This is a genomic window from Sodalis sp. RH16 (genome assembly GCF_047324245.1).
GTDB classification, from domain to species: Bacteria; Pseudomonadota; Gammaproteobacteria; order Enterobacterales; family Enterobacteriaceae; genus Acerihabitans; species Acerihabitans ligni.
This window is the reverse complement of sequence record NZ_CP178737.1, coordinates 219,123-243,139: the sequence shown is the minus strand read 5'-3', so window position 1 is coordinate 243,139 and position 24,017 is coordinate 219,123. Positions and strand designations below refer to the sequence as shown.

At 53.1% G+C, this 24,017-nt stretch carries 17 protein-coding genes, 3 tRNA genes, 3 rRNA genes and 1 other annotated feature; of the genes, 16 read left to right on the top strand and 7 right to left on the bottom strand.

Annotation, left to right across the window (positions count from 1 at the left end):
* Positions 1-31: 31 nt before the first annotated feature.
* Positions 32-823 carry an inner membrane protein YpjD gene (locus ACL2XJ_RS01155; protein ID WP_132926216.1) on the bottom strand — a complete coding sequence of 264 codons (792 nt, stop codon included), beginning with the start codon at positions 821-823 and terminating at the stop codon, positions 32-34.
* A 166-nt stretch (positions 824-989) separates the two neighbouring features.
* On the opposite strand from ACL2XJ_RS01155, the gene ffh reads away from it, so the two are divergent.
* The 5 genes from ffh to rplS all read left to right on the top strand — a co-directional run bounded on the left by ffh (position 990) and on the right by rplS (position 4,540).
* Positions 990-2,351 (top strand): signal recognition particle protein, encoded by a 1,362-nt coding sequence (ffh, locus tag ACL2XJ_RS01150; RefSeq protein ID WP_132926218.1) that lies wholly within the window; start codon positions 990-992, stop codon positions 2,349-2,351.
* 168 nt (positions 2,352-2,519) lie between these two features.
* Positions 2,520-2,768, top strand: a complete 249-nt coding sequence (gene rpsP / locus ACL2XJ_RS01145) for a 30S ribosomal protein S16 (RefSeq protein WP_132926220.1) — start codon at positions 2,520-2,522, stop codon at positions 2,766-2,768.
* Positions 2,769-2,786: 18 nt separating this feature from the next.
* A complete protein-coding gene (gene rimM, locus ACL2XJ_RS01140; protein WP_203524814.1) occupies positions 2,787-3,335 on the top strand; it encodes a ribosome maturation factor RimM in 549 nt (182 codons plus the stop codon).
* A gap of 38 nt (positions 3,336-3,373) precedes the next feature.
* Entirely contained in the window at positions 3,374-4,126 is a 753-nt protein-coding gene (trmD, locus tag ACL2XJ_RS01135) for a tRNA (guanosine(37)-N1)-methyltransferase TrmD (protein ID WP_413725407.1), read from the top strand.
* A gap of 66 nt (positions 4,127-4,192) precedes the next feature.
* Positions 4,193-4,540: a 50S ribosomal protein L19 gene (gene rplS / locus ACL2XJ_RS01130; RefSeq protein WP_132926226.1), complete on the top strand. Its 348-nt coding sequence runs from the start codon at positions 4,193-4,195 to the stop codon at positions 4,538-4,540.
* A gap of 65 nt (positions 4,541-4,605) precedes the next feature.
* Here rplS and ACL2XJ_RS01125 read toward each other — a convergent pair whose 3' ends face one another.
* Both ACL2XJ_RS01125 and ACL2XJ_RS01120 read right to left on the bottom strand, forming a co-directional pair.
* Entirely contained in the window at positions 4,606-6,462 is a 1,857-nt protein-coding gene (locus ACL2XJ_RS01125; protein ID WP_413725406.1) for a hypothetical protein, read from the bottom strand.
* Positions 6,463-6,840: 378 nt separating this feature from the next.
* Positions 6,841-7,209, bottom strand: a complete 369-nt coding sequence (locus ACL2XJ_RS01120) for a DUF2799 domain-containing protein (RefSeq protein ID WP_413725405.1) — start codon at positions 7,207-7,209, stop codon at positions 6,841-6,843.
* A 588-nt stretch (positions 7,210-7,797) separates the two neighbouring features.
* Between ACL2XJ_RS01120 and ACL2XJ_RS01115 the strand changes: the two genes are divergently transcribed.
* Entirely contained in the window at positions 7,798-8,874 is a 1,077-nt protein-coding gene (locus ACL2XJ_RS01115; RefSeq protein ID WP_413725404.1) for a 3-deoxy-7-phosphoheptulonate synthase, read from the top strand.
* 5 nt (positions 8,875-8,879) lie between these two features.
* Complete coding sequence (gene tyrA / locus ACL2XJ_RS01110) at positions 8,880-10,001, top strand: bifunctional chorismate mutase/prephenate dehydrogenase (protein WP_132926232.1); 1,122 nt, start codon at positions 8,880-8,882, stop codon at positions 9,999-10,001.
* Positions 10,002-10,183: 182 nt separating this feature from the next.
* Here tyrA and pheA read toward each other — a convergent pair whose 3' ends face one another.
* The 4 genes from pheA to bamD form a co-directional block, all read right to left on the bottom strand.
* Positions 10,184-11,341 (bottom strand): bifunctional chorismate mutase/prephenate dehydratase, encoded by a 1,158-nt coding sequence (gene pheA, locus ACL2XJ_RS01105; protein ID WP_132926234.1) that lies wholly within the window; start codon positions 11,339-11,341, stop codon positions 10,184-10,186.
* Between the two features lie 25 nt (positions 11,342-11,366).
* Positions 11,367-11,492 (bottom strand) — a sequence feature (Phe leader region).
* Positions 11,444-11,491 (bottom strand): pheA operon leader peptide PheL, encoded by a 48-nt coding sequence (pheL, locus tag ACL2XJ_RS01100; RefSeq protein WP_132928019.1) that lies wholly within the window; start codon positions 11,489-11,491, stop codon positions 11,444-11,446. Its footprint overlaps the feature before it by 48 nt.
* 141 nt (positions 11,493-11,633) lie before the next feature.
* Positions 11,634-11,966 (bottom strand): ribosome-associated translation inhibitor RaiA, encoded by a 333-nt coding sequence (raiA, locus tag ACL2XJ_RS01095; RefSeq protein WP_203524810.1) that lies wholly within the window; start codon positions 11,964-11,966, stop codon positions 11,634-11,636.
* Between the two features lie 271 nt (positions 11,967-12,237).
* Entirely contained in the window at positions 12,238-12,969 is a 732-nt protein-coding gene (gene bamD / locus ACL2XJ_RS01090) for an outer membrane protein assembly factor BamD (protein ID WP_132926238.1), read from the bottom strand.
* A 129-nt stretch (positions 12,970-13,098) separates the two neighbouring features.
* Between bamD and rluD the strand changes: the two genes are divergently transcribed.
* The 9 genes from rluD to ACL2XJ_RS01045 all read left to right on the top strand — a co-directional run bounded on the left by rluD (position 13,099) and on the right by ACL2XJ_RS01045 (position 23,897).
* Positions 13,099-14,073, top strand: coding sequence for a 23S rRNA pseudouridine(1911/1915/1917) synthase RluD (gene rluD / locus ACL2XJ_RS01085; RefSeq protein ID WP_132926240.1), 975 nt, complete (start codon positions 13,099-13,101; stop codon positions 14,071-14,073).
* 2 nt (positions 14,074-14,075) lie between these two features.
* Positions 14,076-14,816, top strand: a complete 741-nt coding sequence (yfiH, locus tag ACL2XJ_RS01080; RefSeq protein ID WP_413725403.1) for a purine nucleoside phosphorylase YfiH — start codon at positions 14,076-14,078, stop codon at positions 14,814-14,816.
* 129 nt (positions 14,817-14,945) lie between these two features.
* Entirely contained in the window at positions 14,946-17,519 is a 2,574-nt protein-coding gene (gene clpB / locus ACL2XJ_RS01075) for an ATP-dependent chaperone ClpB (protein WP_132926244.1), read from the top strand.
* Between the two features lie 510 nt (positions 17,520-18,029).
* Positions 18,030-19,572: ribosomal RNA gene (locus ACL2XJ_RS01070) — 16S ribosomal RNA — on the top strand.
* A gap of 74 nt (positions 19,573-19,646) precedes the next feature.
* Positions 19,647-19,723: transfer RNA gene (locus ACL2XJ_RS01065), tRNA-Ile, on the top strand.
* A 193-nt stretch (positions 19,724-19,916) separates the two neighbouring features.
* Positions 19,917-19,992: transfer RNA gene (locus tag ACL2XJ_RS01060), tRNA-Ala, on the top strand.
* Positions 19,993-20,208: 216 nt separating this feature from the next.
* A 23S ribosomal RNA gene (locus ACL2XJ_RS01055) occupies positions 20,209-23,300 on the top strand.
* Between the two features lie 124 nt (positions 23,301-23,424).
* Positions 23,425-23,540, top strand: a 5S ribosomal RNA gene (gene rrf, locus ACL2XJ_RS01050).
* The 16S, 23S and 5S rRNA genes sit together here with 3 tRNA genes alongside, the layout of an rRNA operon.
* A 280-nt stretch (positions 23,541-23,820) precedes the next feature.
* A tRNA-Asp gene (locus ACL2XJ_RS01045) sits at positions 23,821-23,897 on the top strand.
* Positions 23,898-24,017 lie beyond the last annotated feature (120 nt).

Below are 24,017 nucleotides of genomic sequence, written 5' to 3'. Positions count from 1 at the left end.
TTAAACGTGACGGCTGATTGCGGACAGTGATTCAGCCCGCCATGACATTTTGCCAAACGCGGCTACCGAAGTAGGCCAGTGTCAACAACAGTATCCCCAGCAGGCTGAGCCACACCACGCGGCGGCCTCGCCAACCCTCATGGTAATGACCCCATAATAATGCAATATAAACAAACCAGGCCGCAATCGAGAGCACCGCTTTATGCTGATTTTCGCCGCTGAACATGTTTTGCATATACAGCAAGCCGCTGCCCAGGGTCAACGTTAACAGAATCACGCCAACCTGGGTGATGTGGAACATCTTTCGCTCAATGGTCATCAACGGCGGCATATCAGCGCTGAAGCTCAATTTTTTGGTCTTCAGCAAATGATCCAGCCAGGCCAGCTGGCCGGCATACAGCGCGGCGATAATCAGCACGGCATAGGAAAACAGCGCCAGTCCGATGTGCACCAGCAGTCCCGGCGTTGACTCCAGATGGGTAATGAATTCTCCCGGCATAATGGTGGCGGCCGCCACATGGATCATCGCCAGAATATAAACCACCGGCAGCAGGAACCAGCCCCGGTTGCGGGTGGCCACCACGGTCATCACGATGCAAATCATCAGGCTGACTAATGAGCTGATATTCAGCAGACTCAGGTTTTGCCCCGCCTGAACCGAAAAAATCCGCAGATAGAGCGCACAGGCGTGGCTAACCAGCGCCACGAAGGCCGACAGCAGCGCCAGACGGCGGTAAGCACTGTTCCTGCGCAAAATGCCCGGCAGAATCAGGCCAAGACTTAATGCATAGGCAATAAAAGCCAGAAGGGCTATCCAGGACATATCGGCTTGGGACTTAACCTAAAGAGAGTGAAACGCACAGTATAACGTTAGCGGCGCCCCGCACCAACCGTTCTCGTCGTCAATGCAGCGATATGTCGCTGCTTCGTGTTATAATGGCCGTAATAATGTCGCAGCCGCGGCCGGACCTCAGGTTGAGTAGAGAACGATGTTTGAAAATTTATCCGATCGGTTATCCCGTTCATTGCGCAATATCAGCGGCCGGGGCCGCCTGACAGAAGACAATATCAAAGAAACGCTGCGTGAAGTGCGCATGGCGCTGCTGGAAGCCGATGTGGCTTTGCCCGTGGTGCGTGATTTCATCAACCGGGTGAAGGAAAGCGCGCTCGGGCAGGAAGTGAACAAAAGCCTGACGCCGGGTCAGGAATTCGTCAAAATCGTCCGCACCGAACTGGTCACCGCCATGGGGGCCGAGAACAACGAGCTCAATCTGGCCGCCCAACCGCCGGCCGTGGTGCTGATGGCGGGCCTGCAGGGTGCCGGTAAAACCACCAGCGTGGCGAAGCTCGGGAAGTACCTGCGCGAGAAGCACAAAAAGAAAGTCCTGGTGGTCTCGGCGGACGTCTATCGTCCGGCGGCGATTAAACAGCTGGAAACCTTGGCCCAGGCCGTCGCGGTGGATTTTTTCCCGTCAGACGCGGGACAGCGTCCCCTGGATATCGTTAACCAGGCGTTGCAGCACGCGAAGCTGAAATTCTACGATGTTCTGCTGGTGGATACCGCCGGTCGCTTGCACGTCGATGAAGCCATGATGGACGAAATCAAACAGATCCACTCGGCCATCAAGCCGGTGGAAACGCTGTTTGTGGTGGACGCCATGACCGGCCAGGATGCCGCCAACACCGCCAAGGCTTTTAACGAGGCGCTGCCGCTCACCGGCGTGATACTGACCAAGGTTGACGGCGACGCCCGCGGCGGCGCCGCACTGTCCATTCGTCAAATCACCGGCAAACCGATTAAATTCATGGGGGTCGGCGAAAAAACCGAGGCCCTTGAAGCGTTCTATCCTGACCGCATCGCCGGCCGCATCCTCGGCATGGGGGATGTTCTCTCGCTGATTGAGGATATCGAAAGCAAGGTAGACCGCGCCCAGGCTGAAAAATTGGCCAATAAGCTGAAAAAAGGCGATGGCTTCGATTTAACCGATTTTCTCGATCAGCTTAAACAAATGCGCAGCATGGGCGGCATGGCCAGCATGATGAGCAAGCTGCCGGGGGTAGGCCAGCTGCCGGCCAATGTGAAATCGCAAATGGACGACAGCGTCTTGACCCGCATGGAGGCCATCATCCATTCCATGACGCTTAAGGAGCGCGCGCAGCCGGAGATTATCAAAGGCTCGCGTAAACGCCGTATCGCCAGCGGCTGTGGGCTGCAGGTTCAGGATGTCAACCGTATGCTCAAACAGTTCGACGATATGCAGCGTATGATGAAGAAGATGAAGAAGGGGGGAATGGCGAAAATGCTGCGCGGCATGAAGGGTATGATGCCGCCCGGATTCCCCGGTCGCTAGCTGTATACCCTTCATCTTTCGCGTTGCCGCCTTGTCGCGACTCGAAATCTATTGGGTATAGAGATTGCTTTTTGCTCCAAAACGAGTAATATTTTGGGGCTTTTTATACGGCAACCGGACCCCGTTCCTCGATGGGGCCCGGTTGTTTTATTCACTAAAGAGGATGTTATGGTAACAATTCGTTTGGCACGTGGCGGCGCAAAAAAACGCCCGTTCTATCAAATCGTCGTGACCGATAGCCGCAATGCGCGTGATGGTCGCTTTATTGAACGTATTGGTTTCTTCAACCCGATCGCAACCGGTCAGGCGGAAACCCTACGTTTGGATCTGGATCGCATCCAACATTGGGTCGGCCTGGGCGCAACTGTTTCCGATCGCGTTAGCGCGCTGATCAAAGATGCTAAGCAAGCGGCTTAATCTGTCGCGGTGGTCGTTATGAGCAAACAACTCCTTACCGCTATTCCCACCAAGCCCGTTGTTCTGGGTAAATTGGGGTCGACGTATGGTATTCACGGTTGGCTCAGAGTGTTTTCTTCCACTGAAGAATCCGAAAGTATTTTTGACTACCAGCCCTGGTTTATCAAACGGGGCGGCGAGTGGCAGCAGCTTGAGCTGCAAGGCTGGAAACACCACAATCAGGATTTGATCATAAAGATCAAAGGCATGGAAGACCGGGAAGCCGCGAGTCTGCTGACGAATTGTGAAATCGTCGTCGATTCAACGCAATTGCCGCCGCTGGAAGCGGGTGATTATTACTGGAAAGACCTTATGGGTTGCCAGGTAGTGAACACCTCGGGTTATCAGCTCGGCAATGTCATCGATATGATGGAAACCGGCTCCAATGATGTGATGGTGGTGAAGGCCAACCTGAAAGATGCCTTCGGCATGCAGGAGCGATTGATTCCGTTCCTCGACGGGCAGGTTATCAAGAACGTCGATCTCAACGCTCATATCATCGAGGTTGAATGGGATCCGAATTTTTGACCCCGAATGTCAAGCAGTGATACTGGGTGGAATGTGTTATGTGGATTGGGGTAATCAGCCTGTTTCCCGAAATGTTCCGCGCGATTACTGATTACGGGGTAACCGGCCGGGCAGTAAAAAACGGCCTGCTGGATATGCAGTGCTGGAGTCCGCGTGATTTTACCTATGACCGGCATCGTACCGTGGACGAACGCCCTTACGGCGGCGGACCGGGCATGCTGATGATGGTGCAGCCTTTACGGGATGCGATTCACGAGGCGAAAAACAAGGCAGGCGAAGGGGCGAAGGTGATTTATCTCTCCCCCCAGGGACGCAAGCTCGATCAGCAAGGTGTGAGCGAGCTGGCCGCGAACCGGAAGTTAATCCTGGTGTGCGGCCGTTATGAAGGTATAGACGAGCGCCTGATAGCCACCGAAATTGATGAAGAATGGTCAATTGGCGACTATGTGCTCAGCGGCGGCGAACTGGCCGCCATGGCGTTGATTGACGCCGTTTCCCGGTTTATCCCCGGGGTGCTGGGACACGAGGCATCGGCGGCGGAGGATTCATTCGCCGAGGGGTTGCTGGATTGTCCTCACTATACCCGTCCCGAGGTGTTGGCAGGCATGGAAGTTCCGCCGGTATTGCTGTCGGGCAACCATGCTGAAATTCGTCGCTGGCGCCTGAAACAGTCGCTGGGCCGCACATGGCTTAGAAGACCTGAACTTCTGGAAAGCCTAGCTCTGACTGACGAGCAAGCAAAGTTGCTGACTGAATTCCAACGGGAATATCAGTTTGAGCGACAACACTAATAGGGGTATGGCAGCTTTGTCGCTGACAACCCGAACACTCAGTTTATCTAGGGTAAGAGACCTATTATGAGCAACATAATTAAACAGATTGAAGAAGAGCAGATGAAGCAGGACGTACCTGCATTCCGTCCGGGTGATTCCGTGGAAGTCAAGGTATGGGTTGTTGAAGGTACTAAAAAACGTCTGCAGGCATTCGAGGGCGTGGTTATCGCTATTCGTAACCGCGGTCTGCATTCTGCATTCACTGTTCGCAAAATTTCCAACGGCGAAGGTGTAGAGCGTGTTTTCCAGACGCACTCACCGGTTATCGACAGCATAACAGTTAAACGCCGTGGTGCCGTTCGTCAGGCCAAACTGTATTACCTGCGTGAACGTACCGGTAAGTCCGCTCGTATCAAAGAGCGCCTTGGCTAAGCGTACGCTTTCGCAACATCCGAAAGCAAAAAGTTATCAAGGTCGGCCTAAGGGCCGGCCTTTTTTTACCGCATTGCTTCGACGGCATGCCGATATAACGCTGCTGGAAGGCTAACCATATCCCTTAGCAGCCGATACAAAGCTGACGAGGATTGGGAAAGCATTGCTGGGATAAGCGTGTTTGCTTCGCGCGCGCAATAGGCTGGGATGCCGTATTTCTGCGTAACATCACAGGGCTTATAGCTATCAGACATTTTTATGAGTTTATCCTCACTAAGCGCTTCTACTTGTTTGAATGGGCTCGTCGCGCCGTAGTCGTTAACATCGAGGCCAAACATGTCTGATAACATTTTTGCCATTGCATCCAGAAAAGTCTGATTTATAAATAATTTTTCATGGGATTTATCTATTGTAAATTCGAAATTTTCAGGTATGTAACAACTATGTCCATATTCACTATAGACTTGCTTAAGGTTTTTTATTTCAAAAATTTTATTAACAAATGAATCGAAGATAATAGAACGTCTCCGATTGTTAATTACAAAATCAAGCCGCGCTGCGCCATGGTCGCCCGTTGATTCAACCGCTGTAACGCACTGTACGGTTAATTGAAGGGATTCTATGGTTTCGTTATCATAACCATGGGCAAGGAGGTTTTTTCTCAAAAAGAGCGCTAACAGCGTCGCGGTGAGTATGGCAAATGCGCCACAGTTGCCGCAGCGGGTGTTGAGCGTGTTATGCATAAGATTTATTGTATAAGGAATAATATAATCTATTTCAATATTATCCTGAATTTTCATGAAGTAAAAATTTTTTTTGATAATATTATCATACTTAAATAATAATCTATTTTTCACATTCTTCTTAAGTTCACAAATAGCGGACTTGGTCAGGTAAAAAGACTCTTTCTGTGCTATTTCAATAGCCGAACGGCTGCTGGAATAACAAATAATGGAACGTGTAAAGTCCATGCATTCCGTCGCTATATTGATAATGTTCTTTATAACTCTGGTTATCTGTTGCTGATCCAAAGGTGTCATAATGACGCGCGCCCGGTTTTTAGCAGCAGCAAAAAATTTATTTGGATATTTAATATCATGCTGATTTTTTTCATTGGCGGTCCAGCTAGATTTATCTTGCTCTTTGGAACAGAGCATTACCAATTCATTCCGTAAACTAGAATCAGATTGTTGGGACAATAACATGCTAAAATAAGCAAGAAATTCTTGATCATTGACATAGCCGGTGTAAACCCTGTCAATCTCCATGGTTGTATTGGCCGAAGCATAGGCAGGGAAGTTCAATCTCTTGAAATTAGCCTGTATTTCTTCTTCTTGGTATATTTCATTTAACAAGGGTTCTATAATATAGCCGTGCTTATAGCCATCAAAATCGTAGAATTCCAATCTGACCACTACGCAGTCGCCCGTTCCCGTGATTGCTTTTAATACGGAAATTTTGGGTGCGATTAAGTCAATTTCTGTTTGATTATAATTATTACTCTTAAGGGTTTTTATCAGCGTGCTCTTTAAAAGTAGTGCAATCAGGATATTTACTTCTCCTATTTTTCCTACGCCTTTACGAAAAAATTTTACCAGTGCTTCAACATAGGATAATTCTCTATCTGCAATTTCCTGTTCAATATTAACCGATTCCAAAAAATCGTGATAAACATAATTGATATATTCTTTATCATAGTGGGGATAACTAAGTGAGTCGCCGGAGTGATCTCCCGCCGCGACAAGCCTATAAAACTTTATGGCAGAAGATGCACTCATTTTTTTAACGGTATATTCAACTATCTGCTCGCAGTGACAGAGAATATTTTTTATCAGCTGTTCATTGCGCAAGGAATCTGAGAAGGTGGACATCGGTAAAACTGTCCATGGAATAGAAGCGTTGAACGTATTTGATATCAGCATTGGGTGATCTCTTGGTATTGATAGGGTCATTAAGGCTTAAGGGAGACACCCTATATTAAAAAATGGTAACACCAATGTAAAGCCTCTTAATAGCATGAGGTGGGGGCGTTTTTTACTATTTTTTCAATTTGAGATGTTTTATAAATCCCATAATTTATTACTTATAAATATATTAGATTAAAAATTATGTTGATGGTTTTATAAATATGACTATGCGTATAAGAGAAATGTTATTTTAGGAAACAAAGGTTCACTGCGGTGGGAGTTGCGCTCCAAGCACAAGTCTCAGCGGATAAAATCAGCCAAGCAAGAATTTATGCTAGGGTGGGATTGTCATTTCGACACTCTTCGCAAGCCGATATGACAAACAGGTCATGCCTATCCTTTATCCCGGCCCTTTAGCCATTCCTGCCTAAGCTGCTCCGCATTATCCGAGGCATCGCAAGCCGCGGGAAATTTACGTCCTTGCTTCCCTAAGGCCAACATCTTGTCCGGCAGGCAGATCTCAGACTTTCCCGAGCTATAACCCTTCAAATAATCATCGCGGTCGATTTGCGGGTTGCCGTACCATTCAGCCAGCGTATTATTGTCGCGCACGATTTTCCCCGCCAACGCGTCGTGATAACCCGCTTGAAACCATTGTGAACCACCCGATCCCGTGGACGGCGGTGGAGACGTCGATCCACAACCTGTCAGGCCACAACCTGTCAGGAGAAACAGCAGGGTGCATAGGGCGGGTTTTTTCATTGGCACCGGACCTTAATGCGGGATGGTTATGGTTTATGATAGGAGGTAACCCGGTATTATGCGACAGGTTTTCGCGGACGCAGAGGCTGTCCGGGGTGTGCTTGACAACCGGTAGGGCGGCCATCGTACCCTTGCATTAACAATTTCCCCTCTATCCCCTTAGCGTTAATTGCGTGTACTTTTTCTGTAAATTAAAGTTTACATTGGCTTCTATTGTAGCGCCGCCAAGTGCCGGTAAAGCCTTTTTTTCTGCAGCGAAATTCGATTTTATTGCTGTGTAATATATTAATTTATATATACTTTATGGGGCAATATTGGTTATTGCCCACGTGATCCAATCCTTGATTTGCCGCGTGTCAAAAATGGGTACAGGTAGTACTATTATATTTACACTTATGGATTGAAAACTTTACGTGCTGTGGTATCGTATGTGCCATACGCTGACGGCGGGTGATGACTTTACGATATACGGCATGGTTCATTGCTGAAGAGGTTATTTTGCGTTAACTCTCTTTCATCGGCAATCTTCAGCCAGATAACCTTTACCGTCAGAAACTTTGGCAAGGCAATATGGGTCAGGACAGTATCATGCAAAAAGACGCGCTCAATAATGTGCATATCATCGACGAGCAGGTGATGATTACCCCGGAAGAACTGAAACGGCAGCTACCCTTGACCCGGCAGGAACAGCAATCCATCGCCACGTCCCGTCAAACCATTGCCGATATCATACACGGCCGGGATCCGCGCCTGCTGGTAGTCTGCGGTCCCTGTTCCATACACGACCCCGATTCCGCCCTGGATTACGCCCGTCGTCTTAAAGCGCTGTCAGAAGAATTAAGCGACCAGCTCTTTATCGTCATGCGGGTCTATTTCGAAAAGCCGCGCACCACCGTGGGCTGGAAGGGGCTTATCAACGACCCGTACATGGACGGTTCGTTTGAAGTTGAAGCCGGGCTGAAAATGGCCCGCGGCCTGTTGCTGGAACTGGTGCGCCTGGGCCTGCCTTTGGCCACCGAAGCATTGGATCCCAATAGTCCGCAATATGTCGGCGATCTGTTCAGCTGGTCGGCCATCGGGGCGCGGACCACCGAATCGCAGACCCATCGGGAAATGGCGTCGGGGCTTTCGATGCCGGTGGGGTTTAAAAACGGCACCGACGGCAGTCTGGCCACCGCCATCAATGCCATGCGCGCCGCCGCCATGTCGCACCGTTTTTTAGGCATCAATCAGGCGGGGCAGGTGAGCCTGTTGCAAACCCGGGGGAATCCGGACGGCCACGTGATCCTGCGCGGCGGCAAACAGCCTAACTACCATCGCGAAGATATTCTCGACTGCGAGCTGCAGATGGCCAAAGCCGGTTTGAACGCGGCCCTGATGATTGATTGCAGCCACGGCAATTCTAATAAAGACTACCGCCGCCAGACGGAAGTGGCACAATCGGTACTGTCGCAAATCAAGGAAGGAAACCGTTCCATCATCGGCCTGATGCTGGAAAGCCATATTAATGAAGGCAATCAATCATCCGATCAACCGCGCAGCGCGATGCAATACGGCGTTTCGGTCACGGATGCCTGTATCAACTGGCAAAGTACCGATACACTGTTACGACAGATGCACGATGAGTTGCGCGACGTTTTGACAGGACGATTGTCGGGAGAATAAGACGTATGGTTGCCGAGCTGAACGCATTACGCGATCAAATTGATGAAGTGGACAAATCGCTGCTGGCATTGTTGGCCAAGCGCCTGCAACTGGTGGCAGAGGTGGGCGAGGTTAAAAGCCGCTACGGCTTGCCTATCTATGCACCGGACCGCGAAGCGGCCATGCTGGCGTCACGCCGCGATGAAGCCGTAGCGCAGGGGGTTCCCCCCGATTTGATTGAAGATGTGTTAAGACGGGTCATGCGCGAGTCTTACAGCCACGAAAACGACAAAGGGTTCAAAACCCTTTGCCCCCATTTGCGTCCGGTGGTGATCGTCGGCGGCCGGGGGCAGATGGGGCGGCTGTTTGAAAAGATGCTGGGGCTGTCAGGCTATCAGGTCAGAATATTGGAGCAGGAGGATTGGCCCCGGGCGGAGTCTCTGCTGGCGGATGCGGGCATGGTCATTGTCAGCGTGCCCATCCATCTCACCGTGGAGGTTATCGAACGCCTGCCGCCGCTGCCGGAAGACTGCATTTTGCTTGATGTCGCATCGATAAAAAATGCGCCCCTGCAAGCGATGCTGGCGGCTCATCCCGGCCCGGTCGTGGGGCTGCACCCGATGTTCGGTCCCGACAGCGGCAGCCTGGCAAAGCAGGTGGTGGTCTATTGCGACGGCCGGCAGCCGGAGGCCTATCAATGGCTGCTGGAGCAAATACAGGTCTGGGGCGCGCGCCTGCACCGCAGCAGCGCGGTGGAACATGACCAGAATATGGCCTTTATCCAGGCGCTGCGTCATTTCGCCACCTTTGCCTACGGTATGCATCTGGCGGAAGAGAATGTCCAGCTGGAGCAGCTGCTGGCGCTCTCATCCCCCATCTACCGGCTGGAATTGGCCATGATTGGCCGCTTATTCGCCCAGGATCCGCAGCTCTACGCCGATATCATCATGTCTTCCGAAAGCAACCTGGCGCTAATCAAACGCTATTATCAGCGTTTTGGCGAAGCCATTACCCTGTTGGAACAAGGTGATAAAGACGCTTTTATTGCCCGTTTCAAAAAAATCGAACGCTGGTTCGGCAGCTATGCGCAACGTTTCCTGGAGGAGAGCCGCCTGCTGCTGCGCCAGGCCAACGACAGCCGCCGGTAGCGCCGGTAGGTCTTGGTGGGCGGCAGTGTCAAATGCCGCCCATCGTCATATCTACTGCAACGGTTGCCAGTGCCCCGATGCCGGGTTAGGGAGCACCGCGTAAGCGGTTCTCCCGGTTATCGATTGCCCGGCTATTTCCAGACTTAATGCCGCAGGCAACCTCAATGCCCTTGGCTATGCGGCTAACTGGGATCCACCGGTACCACATTCTCGCTGGGATAGCAGCCCAGAACTTTAAGGGAACGGGTAATGGCCAGTAATTCCGTCAGGGCTTTTTGCATCGCCCCATCGCGCAGGTTAGCCTGCACATCGATATAAAACATCTCTTCCCGCGGGTTGCCGTTAATGGGGCGTGATTCAAGGCGGGTCATCACGATGCCGTGATCACGCAGCACCAGCAACGCTTCCACCAGCGCGCCGGATTGCTGGCCGGTGGCCATAATCAAGGTGGTTTTAGCCGGCACCTGCTCCGAAACCTCAATGGCTTTACGGGCGAGAATAATAAAACGCGTGAAGTTCTGCTGCTGATTGGCCAGATTCTGCTCCAGCACCTGCAAACCGTACAACGCTCCGCCGGGACCGCTGCCAAGGGCGGCCGCTTTGGGTGAATTCAGCGCCGCCACTTTTTCCATGGCAGCGGCGGTGCTTTCGCAATATTCAATTTTCCACTGCGGATGGCGGGCGATAAATTGACTGCACTGCTGGAAGGGCTGCGGATGGCTGTACACCACCTCGATTTGCTCCAGGGTGCTCTCGCCGGCCACCAGCATGCAGTGATCGATAGGATTGGTCAGTTCCCCCACCAATGACAAATTGGTGTGCTGCAACAGATCGTAAACATCGTTGATTGAACCGGAACTGCTGTTTTCAATGGGCAGCACCCCGTAGTCGGCCTGACCGGTTTCCACCATCTGCACAATGTCGGTGAATTTCAGGCAGCCGCACTCTACCACCTGATCGAAATAACGCGCTCCGTATTGCCGCGCGGCCAAATGGGAGTAGGAGCCCTTCGGTCCGAGAAAGGCAATGCGCGCCGAGCGTTCAATGGTCTGGTTTAAATTCGATTGCAACAACGCCTGCTGCGTCAGCACCGAATCCTCGATAATCAGCTGGAACAGGCGCGTGACATAAAACCCGTCGAGATTGCGTTTTTTGCCTTCTTCCACCAACTGTCCGAGCATATCGCTCTCACGGCTTTTATCGCGAATGGGCCGGTGAGTGGTCAATTTGTTGCGCGCGACCTCCAGCGCCAGTTCGCGTCTTTCCGCCAGCAGCGACAATAGTTTCAAATCCAGCGCGCTGATGCGCTCCCGTAGCGCTAATAATGGGTTGTCACTCATATGTTTAGTTACCTTTCACGCCGTAATAAAAAAAGCCCCCTGTTGTCAGGAGGCTTTTTGTTCGTCTTCGCATTCTTTCTCACATGACGAGCTGCCTCCCATTCAGGGGAAGGTAAAAAAGAAGGCGAAGAAAAACGGGGTCATGTGCATTGTATCGGCTTAGTGATCTTTTGGAGTGTTTACAGTAACCGCTGGCTTTTCATTCTGTCAATATAAAACGCGCCGTTACGGCGCGTTGTGGGGTGTGACCCGTTATGCGGCGGGAGAAATCCTCCCGGGCCGCCCCTATCGGTTAGAAAACCGCCAGGTTGTTGTTGATCTTGACGCATTCGGTGGCGCGGCGGGCTTCGCCTTTATGCTGCACTTTATTGAGCTGCCGTTCCAGCTTGGTTATCAGCTCATTAATGGCGGCATACATATCCAGGTTACCGGCGCTGGCTACAAGCGGACCGTTTGGCGTGTTCAATGTGGCGTCAGCCACAAATCCCTGCGGTTGTTTTGAGAGGATTATATGAGGGTTTATCAATTGCGTCTGCCACTTGGCGAGCTTTGCCAGACGTTCTTCCACATGTTGACGAATGGCCGGGGTGATTTCCATTTGTTTGCTGGTAATATTGATAATCATATCACTGCCTCTCTGTGTTTTCCCGTCTACGTAATGCCAGCATACCCTCTCGAAGGGCAAAAAGTGTGATAAAGATCACTTTTTATCGGCGGTTCAACAGAGGCTAAGGGGTTTTGTGAACCGGTCTCAGAAAAGGACAATGGGGGCTTGAGAGTTGCCGGCGGATCGGTCATTATCGATGAGATGATTCAGATGCATTCTTGTCGCCGGCGCATGGCGACAAACGAAAACGGCAGCCTTGGCTGCCGTTTTACGTTCATGTAGGCGAGGTTCAGGCGGGATTGGCCTGGATAATCTTCGCTACCTTGTCAGCCTGGCCGGGCAGCCGCAGCTCTTCATAGGCGTTTTGCATTAACGGCAATGCTTGATGGGTTGCCTGGGTATCAGGGAAATCAACCATCATCTGCTCGACCCGGTTGACTACCGCCACATAGGCGCCGCGACGGGTGTAAAAACGCACCACCGCCAGCTCGTAGTTGGCGAGCCGGTCTTTAAGATAAACCAGACGTTTATTGGCATCCGTGGCATACTGGCTGTTAGGATAGCCGCGAATCAATTGGGTGAAGTCCCGGAAAGCCGCACGGGCATGTTCCGGATCGCGGTCGGAACGATCGATGCCGAAGAACCCTTGAATCATGCTGTCATCCAGCGCCATATCCGTCAGACCACGCATATACAGGACGTAATCGACGTTCGGATGTGTCGGGTTCAGACGCAGGAAGCGATCGATGGAGGCCTGGGCCAACGTGAGATCCGCCGATTTGTAATAGGCATAAATCAAATCAAGCTGAACCTGCTGCGCGTAAGGACCGAAGGGATAACGGTTATCCAGTGCTTCCAGTTCTTTGATGGCTCCTTTATAGTCGCCGTCCTGTAATCTCTGTTGTGCGGTGCTGTACAGCTCGGAGGGCGGATTATCAGGAACGGCATCCTTGGAACTGGAGCAACCGACCAGCATCAGGCTCAATGTGGCTGCTGCCACCAGATATTTCATACGCATCATGACGTTTTGCTTATCCTCAGAGTGTTATTCCGGGAGACTGTCCGTTAAGCTCCCGAATGAGACCAGCTACAATAGCATAATTCTAAACGGCATTGCCGTGAAAACCCAACGATAACGAAGAAGCTGCATATGGCACAACAACAACTCCTCACCGCGATGGTGAATGAATCACAACTTGGGCAACGGTTAGATCAGGCTTTGGCCGAATTGTTCCCTGATTATTCTCGCTCCCGTATAAAAATCTGGATCCTCGACAGCCGGGTCCGGGTGAACGGAAACGTGACCGCTACGCCCAAAGAGAAGGTTCTTGGCGGCGAAGCCATTGAAATCGACGCGATTATCGAGGAAGAAACCCGCTGGGCGGCGCAGGATATCGCGCTGAATATCGTGTACGAAGACGACGATATCCTGGTGATAAATAAACCCCGGGATCTGGTGGTGCATCCGGGGGCGGGCAATGCCGACGGCACCATTCTGAATGCGTTGCTGCATTATTATCCCGCCATCGCCGAAGTGCCCAGGGCCGGTATCGTACATCGGCTGGATAAAGATACCACCGGTCTGATGGTGGTGGCAAAAACCGTACCGGCGCAAACCCGGCTGGTGGAATCATTGCAGGCGCGGGAAATCACCCGTGAATACGAAGCGGTGGCCATGGGGACCATGACCGCCGGCGGCACGGTGGAGCAGCCCATTTCCCGCCATCCCACCAAGCGTACCCATATGGCGGTGCATCCCATGGGCAAACCGGCGGTGACCCATTACCGCATCATGGAGCATTTCCGCGCCCATACCCGGCTGCGGCTGCGGCTGGAAACCGGACGTACCCACCAGATACGCGTTCATATGGCGTTTATCAACCATCCGCTGGTGGGGGATCCGCTCTATGGCGGCCGCCCCCGTCCCCCTAAAGGCGCCTCGGAAGAGTTTGTGAATATGCTGCGCGGCTTTGATCGCCAGGCGCTGCATGCAACCAGGCTGCGGCTGTACCATCCCGTCACCGGCATTGAAATGGAATGGTTCGCCCCGCTGCCGCAGGATATGGTGGAATTAATCGCCGTCATGAAGGCGGATAGCGAAACCTTCGCGGATCAGATGGATTAACCATGGATTCCCTGCTGATTCCCCACTGGCCCGCTCCGGCCAACGTTCGGGCTTATTCCACCACGCGTCTGGGGGGTATCAGCCCGGCGCCCTATGCCTCGCTGAACCTCGGTCTGCATGTCGGGGACAGCCCGGCGGCGGTAGCGCAAAACCGCCGGCGCCTGGAGGTAATGGCACAGTTGCCCGCCTCGCCGAACTGGCTGGAGCAGGTACATGGCACCGATGTGGCGGTCATCAACGAAAGCTGCGGTAACGGCGATACGCCGCCGCGGGCCGACGCCGCCTACACGCGCGCCGCCGGTCAGGTTTGCGCCGTCATGACCGCCGATTGCCTGCCGGTACTGTTTTGCGATCGCGCAGGCACCGAGGTGGCGGCGGCCCATGCCGGCTGGCGCGGATTATGCGCCGGTATTCTCGAGCAAACGCTGGCCCGTTTTCAGTCGGATCCCGCCGATATCATGGCCTGGCTGGGACCGGCCATCGGTCCGCGGTCATTTGAAGTCGGTCCTGAAGTCCGCGAAGCGTTCGTTTCACAAGATCCCCGAGCCGGCGAGGCATTTGTTCCCCACGGCGAAAAATACCTTGCCGATATCTACCACCTGGCCCGTTTGCGGTTATCGGGCGTCGGTATCGGTCAAATTTCCGGCGGCGACCACTGCACTGTGTTCGAAGCATCAACATTTTTCTCCTATCGGCGCGATGGAATCACCGGACGTATGGCAAGTTTGGTCTGGCTGATATAATCTCTCTTACCAAGACGATCCATGGTGGATAACAAAGATTTTCCCAATGTTTGGCGAAATATCCTTGAATTTTAAATAAACGACCTTATTTAATCTCCAGTAGCAATTTTGACCAATATGGGAGGAGTTATGCGTCTGGATCGTCTTACCAATAAATTCCAGCTTGCCCTCGCCGATGCCCAGTCCCTTGCGCTTGGGCGCGACAATCAATTCATCGAACCTTTACACGTCATGCAGGCGCTGCTCAACCAGGAAGGCGGCACGGTACGTCCGCTGCTGCAATCCGCCGGCGTCAATCCCGTGCCGCTGCGCACCGCCATTGAGCAGGCGATTGAACGGTTGCCCCAGGTTGAGGGCACCGGCGGCGACGTCCAGCCCTCCGCCGATCTGGTCAGGGTGTTGAATCTGTGCGACAAGCTGGCGCAAAAACGCTCAGACACTTTCATCGCCTCCGAACTGTTCGTGCCGGCGGCCCTCGAGTCCCGCGGTACGCTGGCGGATTTGCTGAAATCAGCCGGCGCCACGCCGGAAAAAATCACCCAGGCTATCGAACAAATGCGCAGCGGAGACAACGTGAACGATCAGGGCGCCGAGGATCAGCGGCAGGCATTGAAGAAATACACCATCGATCTCACCGAGCGGGCGGAGCAGGGCAAACTCGACCCGGTCATCGGCCGTGATGAGGAAATCCGCCGCACCATCCAGGTACTGCAGCGGCGCACCAAAAACAATCCGGTATTGATAGGCGAACCCGGCGTAGGTAAAACCGCCATCGTCGAGGGCCTGGCGCAGCGTATCGTGAACGGCGAGGTCCCGGAAGGGATGAAGCACAGCCGGGTTTTGTCGCTGGATATGGGTTCGCTGGTGGCCGGCGCCAAATATCGCGGCGAATTCGAAGAGCGGCTGAAAGGCGTGCTTAACGATCTGTCCAAGCAGGAAGGGCATATCATCCTGTTTATCGACGAACTGCATACCATGGTGGGCGCCGGCAAAGCCGACGGCGCGATGGATGCCGGCAATATGCTCAAACCCGCCCTGGCGCGCGGTGAGCTGCATTGCGTCGGCGCCACCACCCTGAACGAATACCGTCAGTACATCGAAAAGGATGCCGCGCTGGAACGGCGGTTCCAGAAGGTATTTGTCGCCGAGCCCAGCGTGGAAGATACCATCGCCATTCTGCGCGGCCTGAAAGAGCGTTATGAACTGCATCACCATGTGCAAATAACCGACCCGGCCATCGTCGCCGCGGCGACGCTGTCGCACCGGTATATTTCGGATCGGCAGTTGCCAGATAAAGCCATCGACCTGATTGACGAGGCGGCTTCCAGCATCCGTATCCAGATAGATTCCAAGCCGGAGCCGCTGGACAGGCTGGAACGGCGCATCATCCAGTTAAAGCTGGAACAGCAGGCGCTGAAGAAAGAATCAGACGATGCCAGTATTAAACGGCTGGAAATGCTCAACGAGGAGCTGTCGCAAAAAGAGCGGGAGTATTCCGAACTTGAAGAAGAGTGGAAAGCGGAAAAAGCCTCGCTATCCGGCACGCAAAATCTGAAGGCCGAACTTGAACAGGCGAAGATATCCATTGAACAGGCCCGGCGGGTCGGGGATTTGGCGCGCATGTCCGAATTGCAGTACGGCAAAATTCCGGAACTGGAAAAGCAGCTGGCGGCGGCATCCCAGGCCGAGGGTAAAACCATGCGCCTGCTGCGTAACCGCGTCACCGACGCTGAAATAGCCGAAGTGCTGGCGCGCTGGACCGGCATACCGGTATCGCGCATGCTGGAAAGCGAGCGGGATAAACTGGTGCGGATGGAAGAAGAACTCCATCAGCGGGTCATCGGCCAGAACGAAGCGGTGGAAGCCGTTGCCAATGCCATCAGGCGCAGCCGCGCCGGCCTGGCGGATCCCAATCGGCCCATCGGGTCGTTCATGTTCCTCGGCCCCACCGGCGTCGGCAAGACGGAGTTATGCAAGGCGCTGGCGACGTTCCTGTTCAACAGCGATGACGCCATGGTGCGTATCGACATGTCCGAGTTTATGGAAAAACATTCGGTGTCCCGTTTAGTTGGCGCGCCTCCGGGATATGTCGGCTACGAAGAGGGCGGCTATCTGACGGAAGCCGTTCGTCGGCGTCCCTATTCGGTGATCCTGCTGGACGAAATTGAAAAGGCGCACCCGGATGTCTTCAATATCCTGCTGCAGGTATTGGATGACGGACGCCTTACCGACGGACAAGGCCGAACGGTGGATTTTCGTAATACCGTGGTCATCATGACCTCCAACCTGGGCTCGGATGTTATCCAGGAACGCTTCGGCCAAATGAATTACCAGGAAATGAAAGAAATGGTGCTGGGCGTGGTCAGTCATCATTTCCGGCCGGAGTTTATCAACCGGGTTGATGAGGTGGTGGTATTCCATCCGCTGGCGCGGGAACATATCACCCGCATTGCGCAGATTCAGCTGCAGCGGCTGTACAAACGCCTGGACGATCGCGGCTATAGCATGACGCTGACGCCCGCGGCCTTGGAATTGCTGGGCCAGACCGGGTTCGATCCGGTTTACGGCGCACGGCCGCTGAAGCGGGCTATCCAACAGGAAATTGAAAACCCGCTGGCGCAGCAGATGCTGTCCGGCAAGCTGATACCCGGCAAGCCTATCACCATGGATGTAAAAGACGGCCATATCGTCGCCGTGCAATAAAACGTCCGCCGGCTTTTATCATTGCGCCGGCTTGATGCCTTCAAAAGCCCCGTGGGTTTAACTCCGGGGCTTTTTTATCGGGATAAGGATAAACGCCAATAAACGCTGCCGTGAAAGCATCCCCGCTGCTTTAGAGCGTTACCGAGAAACTATCCGGTTTAATAATGAGCAACTAAACTTTATTTTGAAAATAGTGCTTGTCTCGCCTCGGGAAGTCCCTATAATGCGCCTCCACTGACCGGGATTAACCGCTGCGACGGACCGGGTCGGAAAGGGAAAAGCGCTTCGCTAAAGCAAATAAAAGCTTGACTCTTCAGCGGGAAAACGTAATATACGCAACCCGCGCCAGGTGAGATTTTAGACCTCCCCGGCCATGCTCTTTAACAATTTATCAGACAATCTGTGTGGGCACTCACAAGACCGTATCGAAACACAACAATACAAGTCTTAGAGTGTTTACCAGTTAATTCAGTAATGAATGAAACAGTAGATTCTTGAGCATCAAGCTTTTAATTGAAGAGTTTGATCATGGCTCAGATTGAACGCTGGCGGCAGGCCTAACACATGCAAGTCGAGCGGCAGCGGAAAGTAGCTTGCTACTTTGCCGGCGAGCGGCGGACGGGTGAGTAATGTCTGGGGATCTGCCCGATGGAGGGGGATAACTACTGGAAACGGTAGCTAATACCGCATAACGTCGCAAGACCAAAGTGGGGGACCTTAGGGCCTCACACCATCGGATGAACCCAGATGGGATTAGCTAGTAGGTGGGGTAACGGCTCACCTAGGCGACGATCCCTAGCTGGTCTGAGAGGATGACCAGCCACACTGGAACTGAGACACGGTCCAGACTCCTACGGGAGGCAGCAGTGGGGAATATTGCACAATGGGCGCAAGCCTGATGCAGCCATGCCGCGTGTGTGAAGAAGGCCTTCGGGTTGTAAAGCACTTTCAGCGGGGAGGAAGGGGTTGAGTTTAATAGATTCAATCATTGACGTTACCCGCAGAAGAAGCACCGGCTAACTCCGTGCCAGCAGCCGCGGTAATACGGAGGGTGCAAGCGTTAATCGGAATTACTGGGCGTAAAGCGTACGCAGGCGGTTTGTTAAGTCAGATGTGAAATCCCCGAGCTTAACTCGGGAACTGCATTTGAAACTGGCAGGCTAGAGTCTCGTAGAGGGGGGTAGAATTCCAGGTGTAGCGGTGAAATGCGTAGAGATCTGGAGGAATACCGGTGGCGAAGGCGGCCCCCTGGACGAAGACTGACGCTCAGGTACGAAAGCGTGGGGAGCAAACAGGATTAGATACCCTGGTAGTCCACGCTGTAAACGATGTCGATTTGAAGGTTGTGGCCTTGAGCCGTGGCTTTCGGAGCTAACGCGTTAAATCGACCGCCTGGGGAGTACGGCCGCAAGGTTAAAACTCAAATGAATTGACGGGGGCCCGCACAAGCGGTGGAGCATGTGGTTTAATTCGATGCAACGCGAAGAACCTTACCTACTCTTGACATCCAGAGAAGACTTCAGAGATGGAGTTGTGCCTTCGGGAGCTCTGAGACAGGTGCTGCATGGCTGTCGTCAGCTCGTGTTGTGAAATGTTGGGTTAAGTCCCGCAACGAGCGCAACCCTTATCCTTTGTTGCCAGCACGTCATGGTGGGAACTCAAAGGAGACTGCCGGTGACAAACCGGAGGAAGGTGGGGATGACGTCAAGTCATCATGGCCCTTACGAGTAGGGCTACACACGTGCTACAATGGCGCATACAAAGAGAAGCGAACTCGCGAGGGTAAGCGGACCTCACAAAGTGCGTCGTAGTCCGGATTGGAGTCTGCAACTCGACTCCATGAAGTCGGAATCGCTAGTAATCGTGGATCAGAATGCCACGGTGAATACGTTCCCGGGCCTTGTACACACCGCCCGTCACACCATGGGAGTGGGTTGCAAAAGAAGTAGGTAGCTTAACCTTCGGGAGGGCGCTTACCACTTTGTGATTCATGACTGGGGTGAAGTCGTAACAAGGTAACCGTAGGGGAACCTGCGGTTGGATCACCTCCTTACCGAAAGATACGCGTCAAGTGACGTGTCCACACAGATTGTCTGATAACAGTATTGAGCAAGAAAAACCTTCTATAGGCTTGTAGCTCAGGTGGTTAGAGCGCACCCCTGATAAGGGTGAGGTCGGTGGTTCGAGTCCACTCAGGCCTACCATTCCTTCCCATGCTGCGTTGCGGCGCCACTCGTTTATTATTATAAACTTCGTGACCCCACGCCTTGCCTGGAAACGAATGGGCTATCGTGTTGTTTCTCTCCCAAAAGAATATTGCTACTGGCGTTGATAACCAATGCAAGTTTGCGGTGCCGGGAAAAAGACGACAGGATGATAAAAGGTTAGAAACGACTTGGGGCTATAGCTCAGCTGGGAGAGCACCTGCTTTGCACGCAGGGGGTCAGCGGTTCGATCCCGCTTAGCTCCACCATTTCGCACCGCGAAATGAGAGATTGTCTGGTTTTTCTTTAATTATTTCAGAGCACACTGATATGGCGACGCCTGCGGGTGAATGCGTGTTAAGTATGCTGCGAAATACTGCTCTTTAACAATCCGGAACAAGCTGAAAATTTGAAAAAACATGCTGAGCAAAATCAGTATGCGAGTCTCTCAAAGCAAGCAAACCTGAGACATCTTAGGGTTGTGAGGTTAAGTGACTAAGCGTACACGGTGGATGCCTAGGCAGTCAGAGGCGATGAAGGACGTGCTAATCTGCGAAAAGCGTCGGTAAGCTGATATGAAGCGTTATTAGCCGGCGATGTCCGAATGGGGAAACCCAGTGCAATTCGTTGCACTATCATTGCGTGAATCCATAGCGCAATGAGGCGAACCGGGGGAACTGAAACATCTCAGTACCCCGAGGAAAAGAAATCAACCGAGATTCCCCCAGTAGCGGCGAGCGAACGGGGAACAGCCCAGAACCATCATCAGCTTTTGCATCAGGAGAACGGTCTGGAAAGTCCGGCGACAGAGGGTGATAGCCCCGTATCCGAAGGTGCAGGAGTTGTGGGTTCGATGAGTAGGGCGGGACACGTGATATCCTGTCTGAAGATGGGGGGACCATCCTCCAAGGCTAAATACTCCTGACTGACCGATAGTGAACCAGTACCGTGAGGGAAAGGCGAAAAGAACCCCGGCGAGGGGAGTGAAACAGAACCTGAAACCGTGTACGTACAAGCAGTGGGAGCCCCATCACTAAGCCAGTGGTGAAGCTGCATATGCATCCTTTGCTAAAGGTGCGGTAGGCGGAGCGAAAGTGACGCCCAACCGACAAAATAAGCAGAGGGGGCTTAGTGATGGGGTGACTGCGTACCTTTTGTATAATGGGTCAGCGACTTATATTCTGTAGCAAGGTTAACCGAATAGGGGAGCCGTAGGGAAACCGAGTCTTAACTGGGCGTGTAGTTGCAGGGTATAGACCCGAAACCCGGTGATCTAGCCATGGGCAGGTTGAAGGTTGGGTAACACTAACTGGAGGACCGAACCGACTAATGTTGAAAAATTAGCGGATGACTTGTGGCTGGGGGTGAAAGGCCAATCAAACCGGGAGATAGCTGGTTCTCCCCGAAAGCTATTTAGGTAGCGCCTCGTGAATTCATCTTCGGGGGTAGAGCACTGTTTCGGCTAGGGGTCCACCCCGGATTACCAACCCGATGCAAACTGCGAATACCGAAGAATGTTATCACGGGAGACACACGGCGGGTGCTAACGTCCGTCGTGAAGAGGGAAACAACCCAGACCGCCGGCTAAGGTCCCAAAGTCATGGTTAAGTGGGAAACGATGTGGGAAGGCATAGACAGCCAGGATGTTGGCTTAGAAGCAGCCATCATTTAAAGAAAGCGTAATAGCTCACTGGTCGAGTCGGCCTGCGCGGAAGATGTAACGGGGCTAAACCATGCACCGAAGCCGCGGCAGCGGGCGTATCACTTAAGACAATTGTGCGGTAAAGACGATTGACGGAGCGCAGCGACGTCAATGCGTTCATGACGTTGAGTTGACTTAAGGATACGCCCGTTGGGTAGGGGAGCGTTCTGTAAGCCTGAGAAGGTGGCCTGTGAGGGTTGCTGGAGGTATCAGAAGTGCGAATGCTGACATAAGTAACGATAAAGCGGGTGAAAAGCCCGCTCGCCGGAAGACCAAGGGTTCCTGTTCAACGTTAATCGGAGCAGGGTGAGTCGACCCCTAAGGCGAGGCCGAAAGGCGTAGTCGATGGGAAACAGGTTAATATTCCTGTACTGGGTGTGACTGCGAAGGGGGGACGGAGAAAGCTAGACCGGCCGGGCGACGGTTGTCCCGGTTCAAGCGTGCAGGTGGAGAGGACAGGAAAATCCGTTCTCTTATAACACTGAGGCGTGATGACGAGCCACTACGGTGGTGAAGGGGTTGATGCTACGCTTCCAGGAAAAGCCTCTAAGCACCAGGTCACATCGAATCGTACCCCAAACCGACACAGGTGGTCAGGTAGAGAATACCGAGGCGCTTGAGAGAACTCGGGTGAAGGAACTAGGCAAAATGGTGCCGTAACTTCGGGAGAAGGCACGCTGGCATTAGGTGGAGGAACTTGCTTCCCGAGCCGAAGCCAGTCGCAGATACCAGCTGGCTGCAACTGTTTATTAAAAACACAGCACTGTGCAAACACGAAAGTGGACGTATACGGTGTGACGCCTGCCCGGTGCCGGAAGGTTAATTGATGGGGTTATCCGCAAGGAGAAGCTCTTGATCGAAGCCCCGGTAAACGGCGGCCGTAACTATAACGGTCCTAAGGTAGCGAAATTCCTTGTCGGGTAAGTTCCGACCTGCACGAATGGCGTAATGATGGCCAGGCTGTCTCCACCCGAGACTCAGTGAAATTGAACTCGCTGTGAAGATGCAGTGTACCCGCGGCAAGACGGAAAGACCCCGTGAACCTTTACTATAGCTTGACACTGAACATTGAGCCTTGATGTGTAGGATAGGTGGGAGGCTTAGAAGTAGGGACGCCAGTCCTTATGGAGCCAACCTTGAAATACCACCCTTTAATGTTTGATGTTCTAACTCCGGCCCGTAATCCGGGTCGAGGACAGTGTCTGGTGGGTAGTTTGACTGGGGCGGTCTCCTCCTAAAGAGTAACGGAGGAGCACGAAGGTTAGCTAATCACGGTCGGACATCGTGAGGTTAGTGCAAAGGCATAAGCTAGCTTGACTGCGAGAGTGACGGCTCGAGCAGGTGCGAAAGCAGGTCTTAGTGATCCGGTGGTTCTGAATGGAAGGGCCATCGCTCAACGGATAAAAGGTACTCCGGGGATAACAGGCTGATACCGCCCAAGAGTTCATATCGACGGCGGTGTTTGGCACCTCGATGTCGGCTCATCACATCCTGGGGCTGAAGTAGGTCCCAAGGGTATGGCTGTTCGCCATTTAAAGTGGTACGCGAGCTGGGTTTAGAACGTCGTGAGACAGTTCGGTCCCTATCTGCCGTGGGCGTTGGAAGATTGAGAGGGGCTGCTCCTAGTACGAGAGGACCGGAGTGGACGCACCACTGGTGTTCGGGTTGTCATGCCAATGGCATTGCCCGGTAGCTACGTGCGGAAGAGATAACCGCTGAAAGCATCTAAGCGGGAAACTTGCCTCGAGATGAGTCTTCCCTGTGGCTTTAAGCCACCTGAAGGGACGTTAAAGACGATGACGTTGATAGGTCGGGTGTGTAAGCGCAGCGATGCGTTGAGCTAACCGATACTAATGACCCGTGAGACTTAACCTTACAACACCTAAGGTGTTTGGGCGATGAGAGCGTTGTCCGCAAGGGCGATGAGATAATTTTCAGCGACGTTCCGGATAAAGGCCAATGGTCATCAGTAAAAGATGACAGTTGGATAGCGAATTTGCCTGGCGGCACTAGCGCGGTGGTCCCACCTGATCCCATGCCGAACTCAGTAGTGAAACGCCGTAGCGCCGATGGTAGTGTGGGGTCTCCCCATGCGAGAGTAGGGAACTGCCAGGCATCCATTAAGGCCGATACCTCGAGTGTAACGAGAGGCGTCGTGAAGTAAACCCTGGCAGTTCGCTACTCGAGTAAGAGAGTAGGACAACCGGCTTTGCCGGTTGAACGAAGCCGAAGGCGCCGGCCCGCAGGGTGACCGCCGCAGGCGGGCATCAACTGCCAGGCATCCATTAAGGCCGATACCTCGAGTGTAACGAGAGGCGTTGGTGAAGCACCACAAACGGTTTTATGACATGCGTTGACCCCGCAAATGTTAAGTTTGGGTGTAGTACCGAATCGTGGTGCGGTAGTTCAGTCGGTTAGAATACCGGCCTGTCACGCCGGGGGTCGCGGGTTCGAGTCCCGTCCGCACCGCCACTGCAATAAGAAGCCCCGAACATCTGTTCGGGGTTTTTTTTTCGTATGCCAAGCATGGCGAGAGCGTCTTGATGGACACGGTCTCACTGTGGCGCACTCCCTGATGCTAAACGGTGCGTA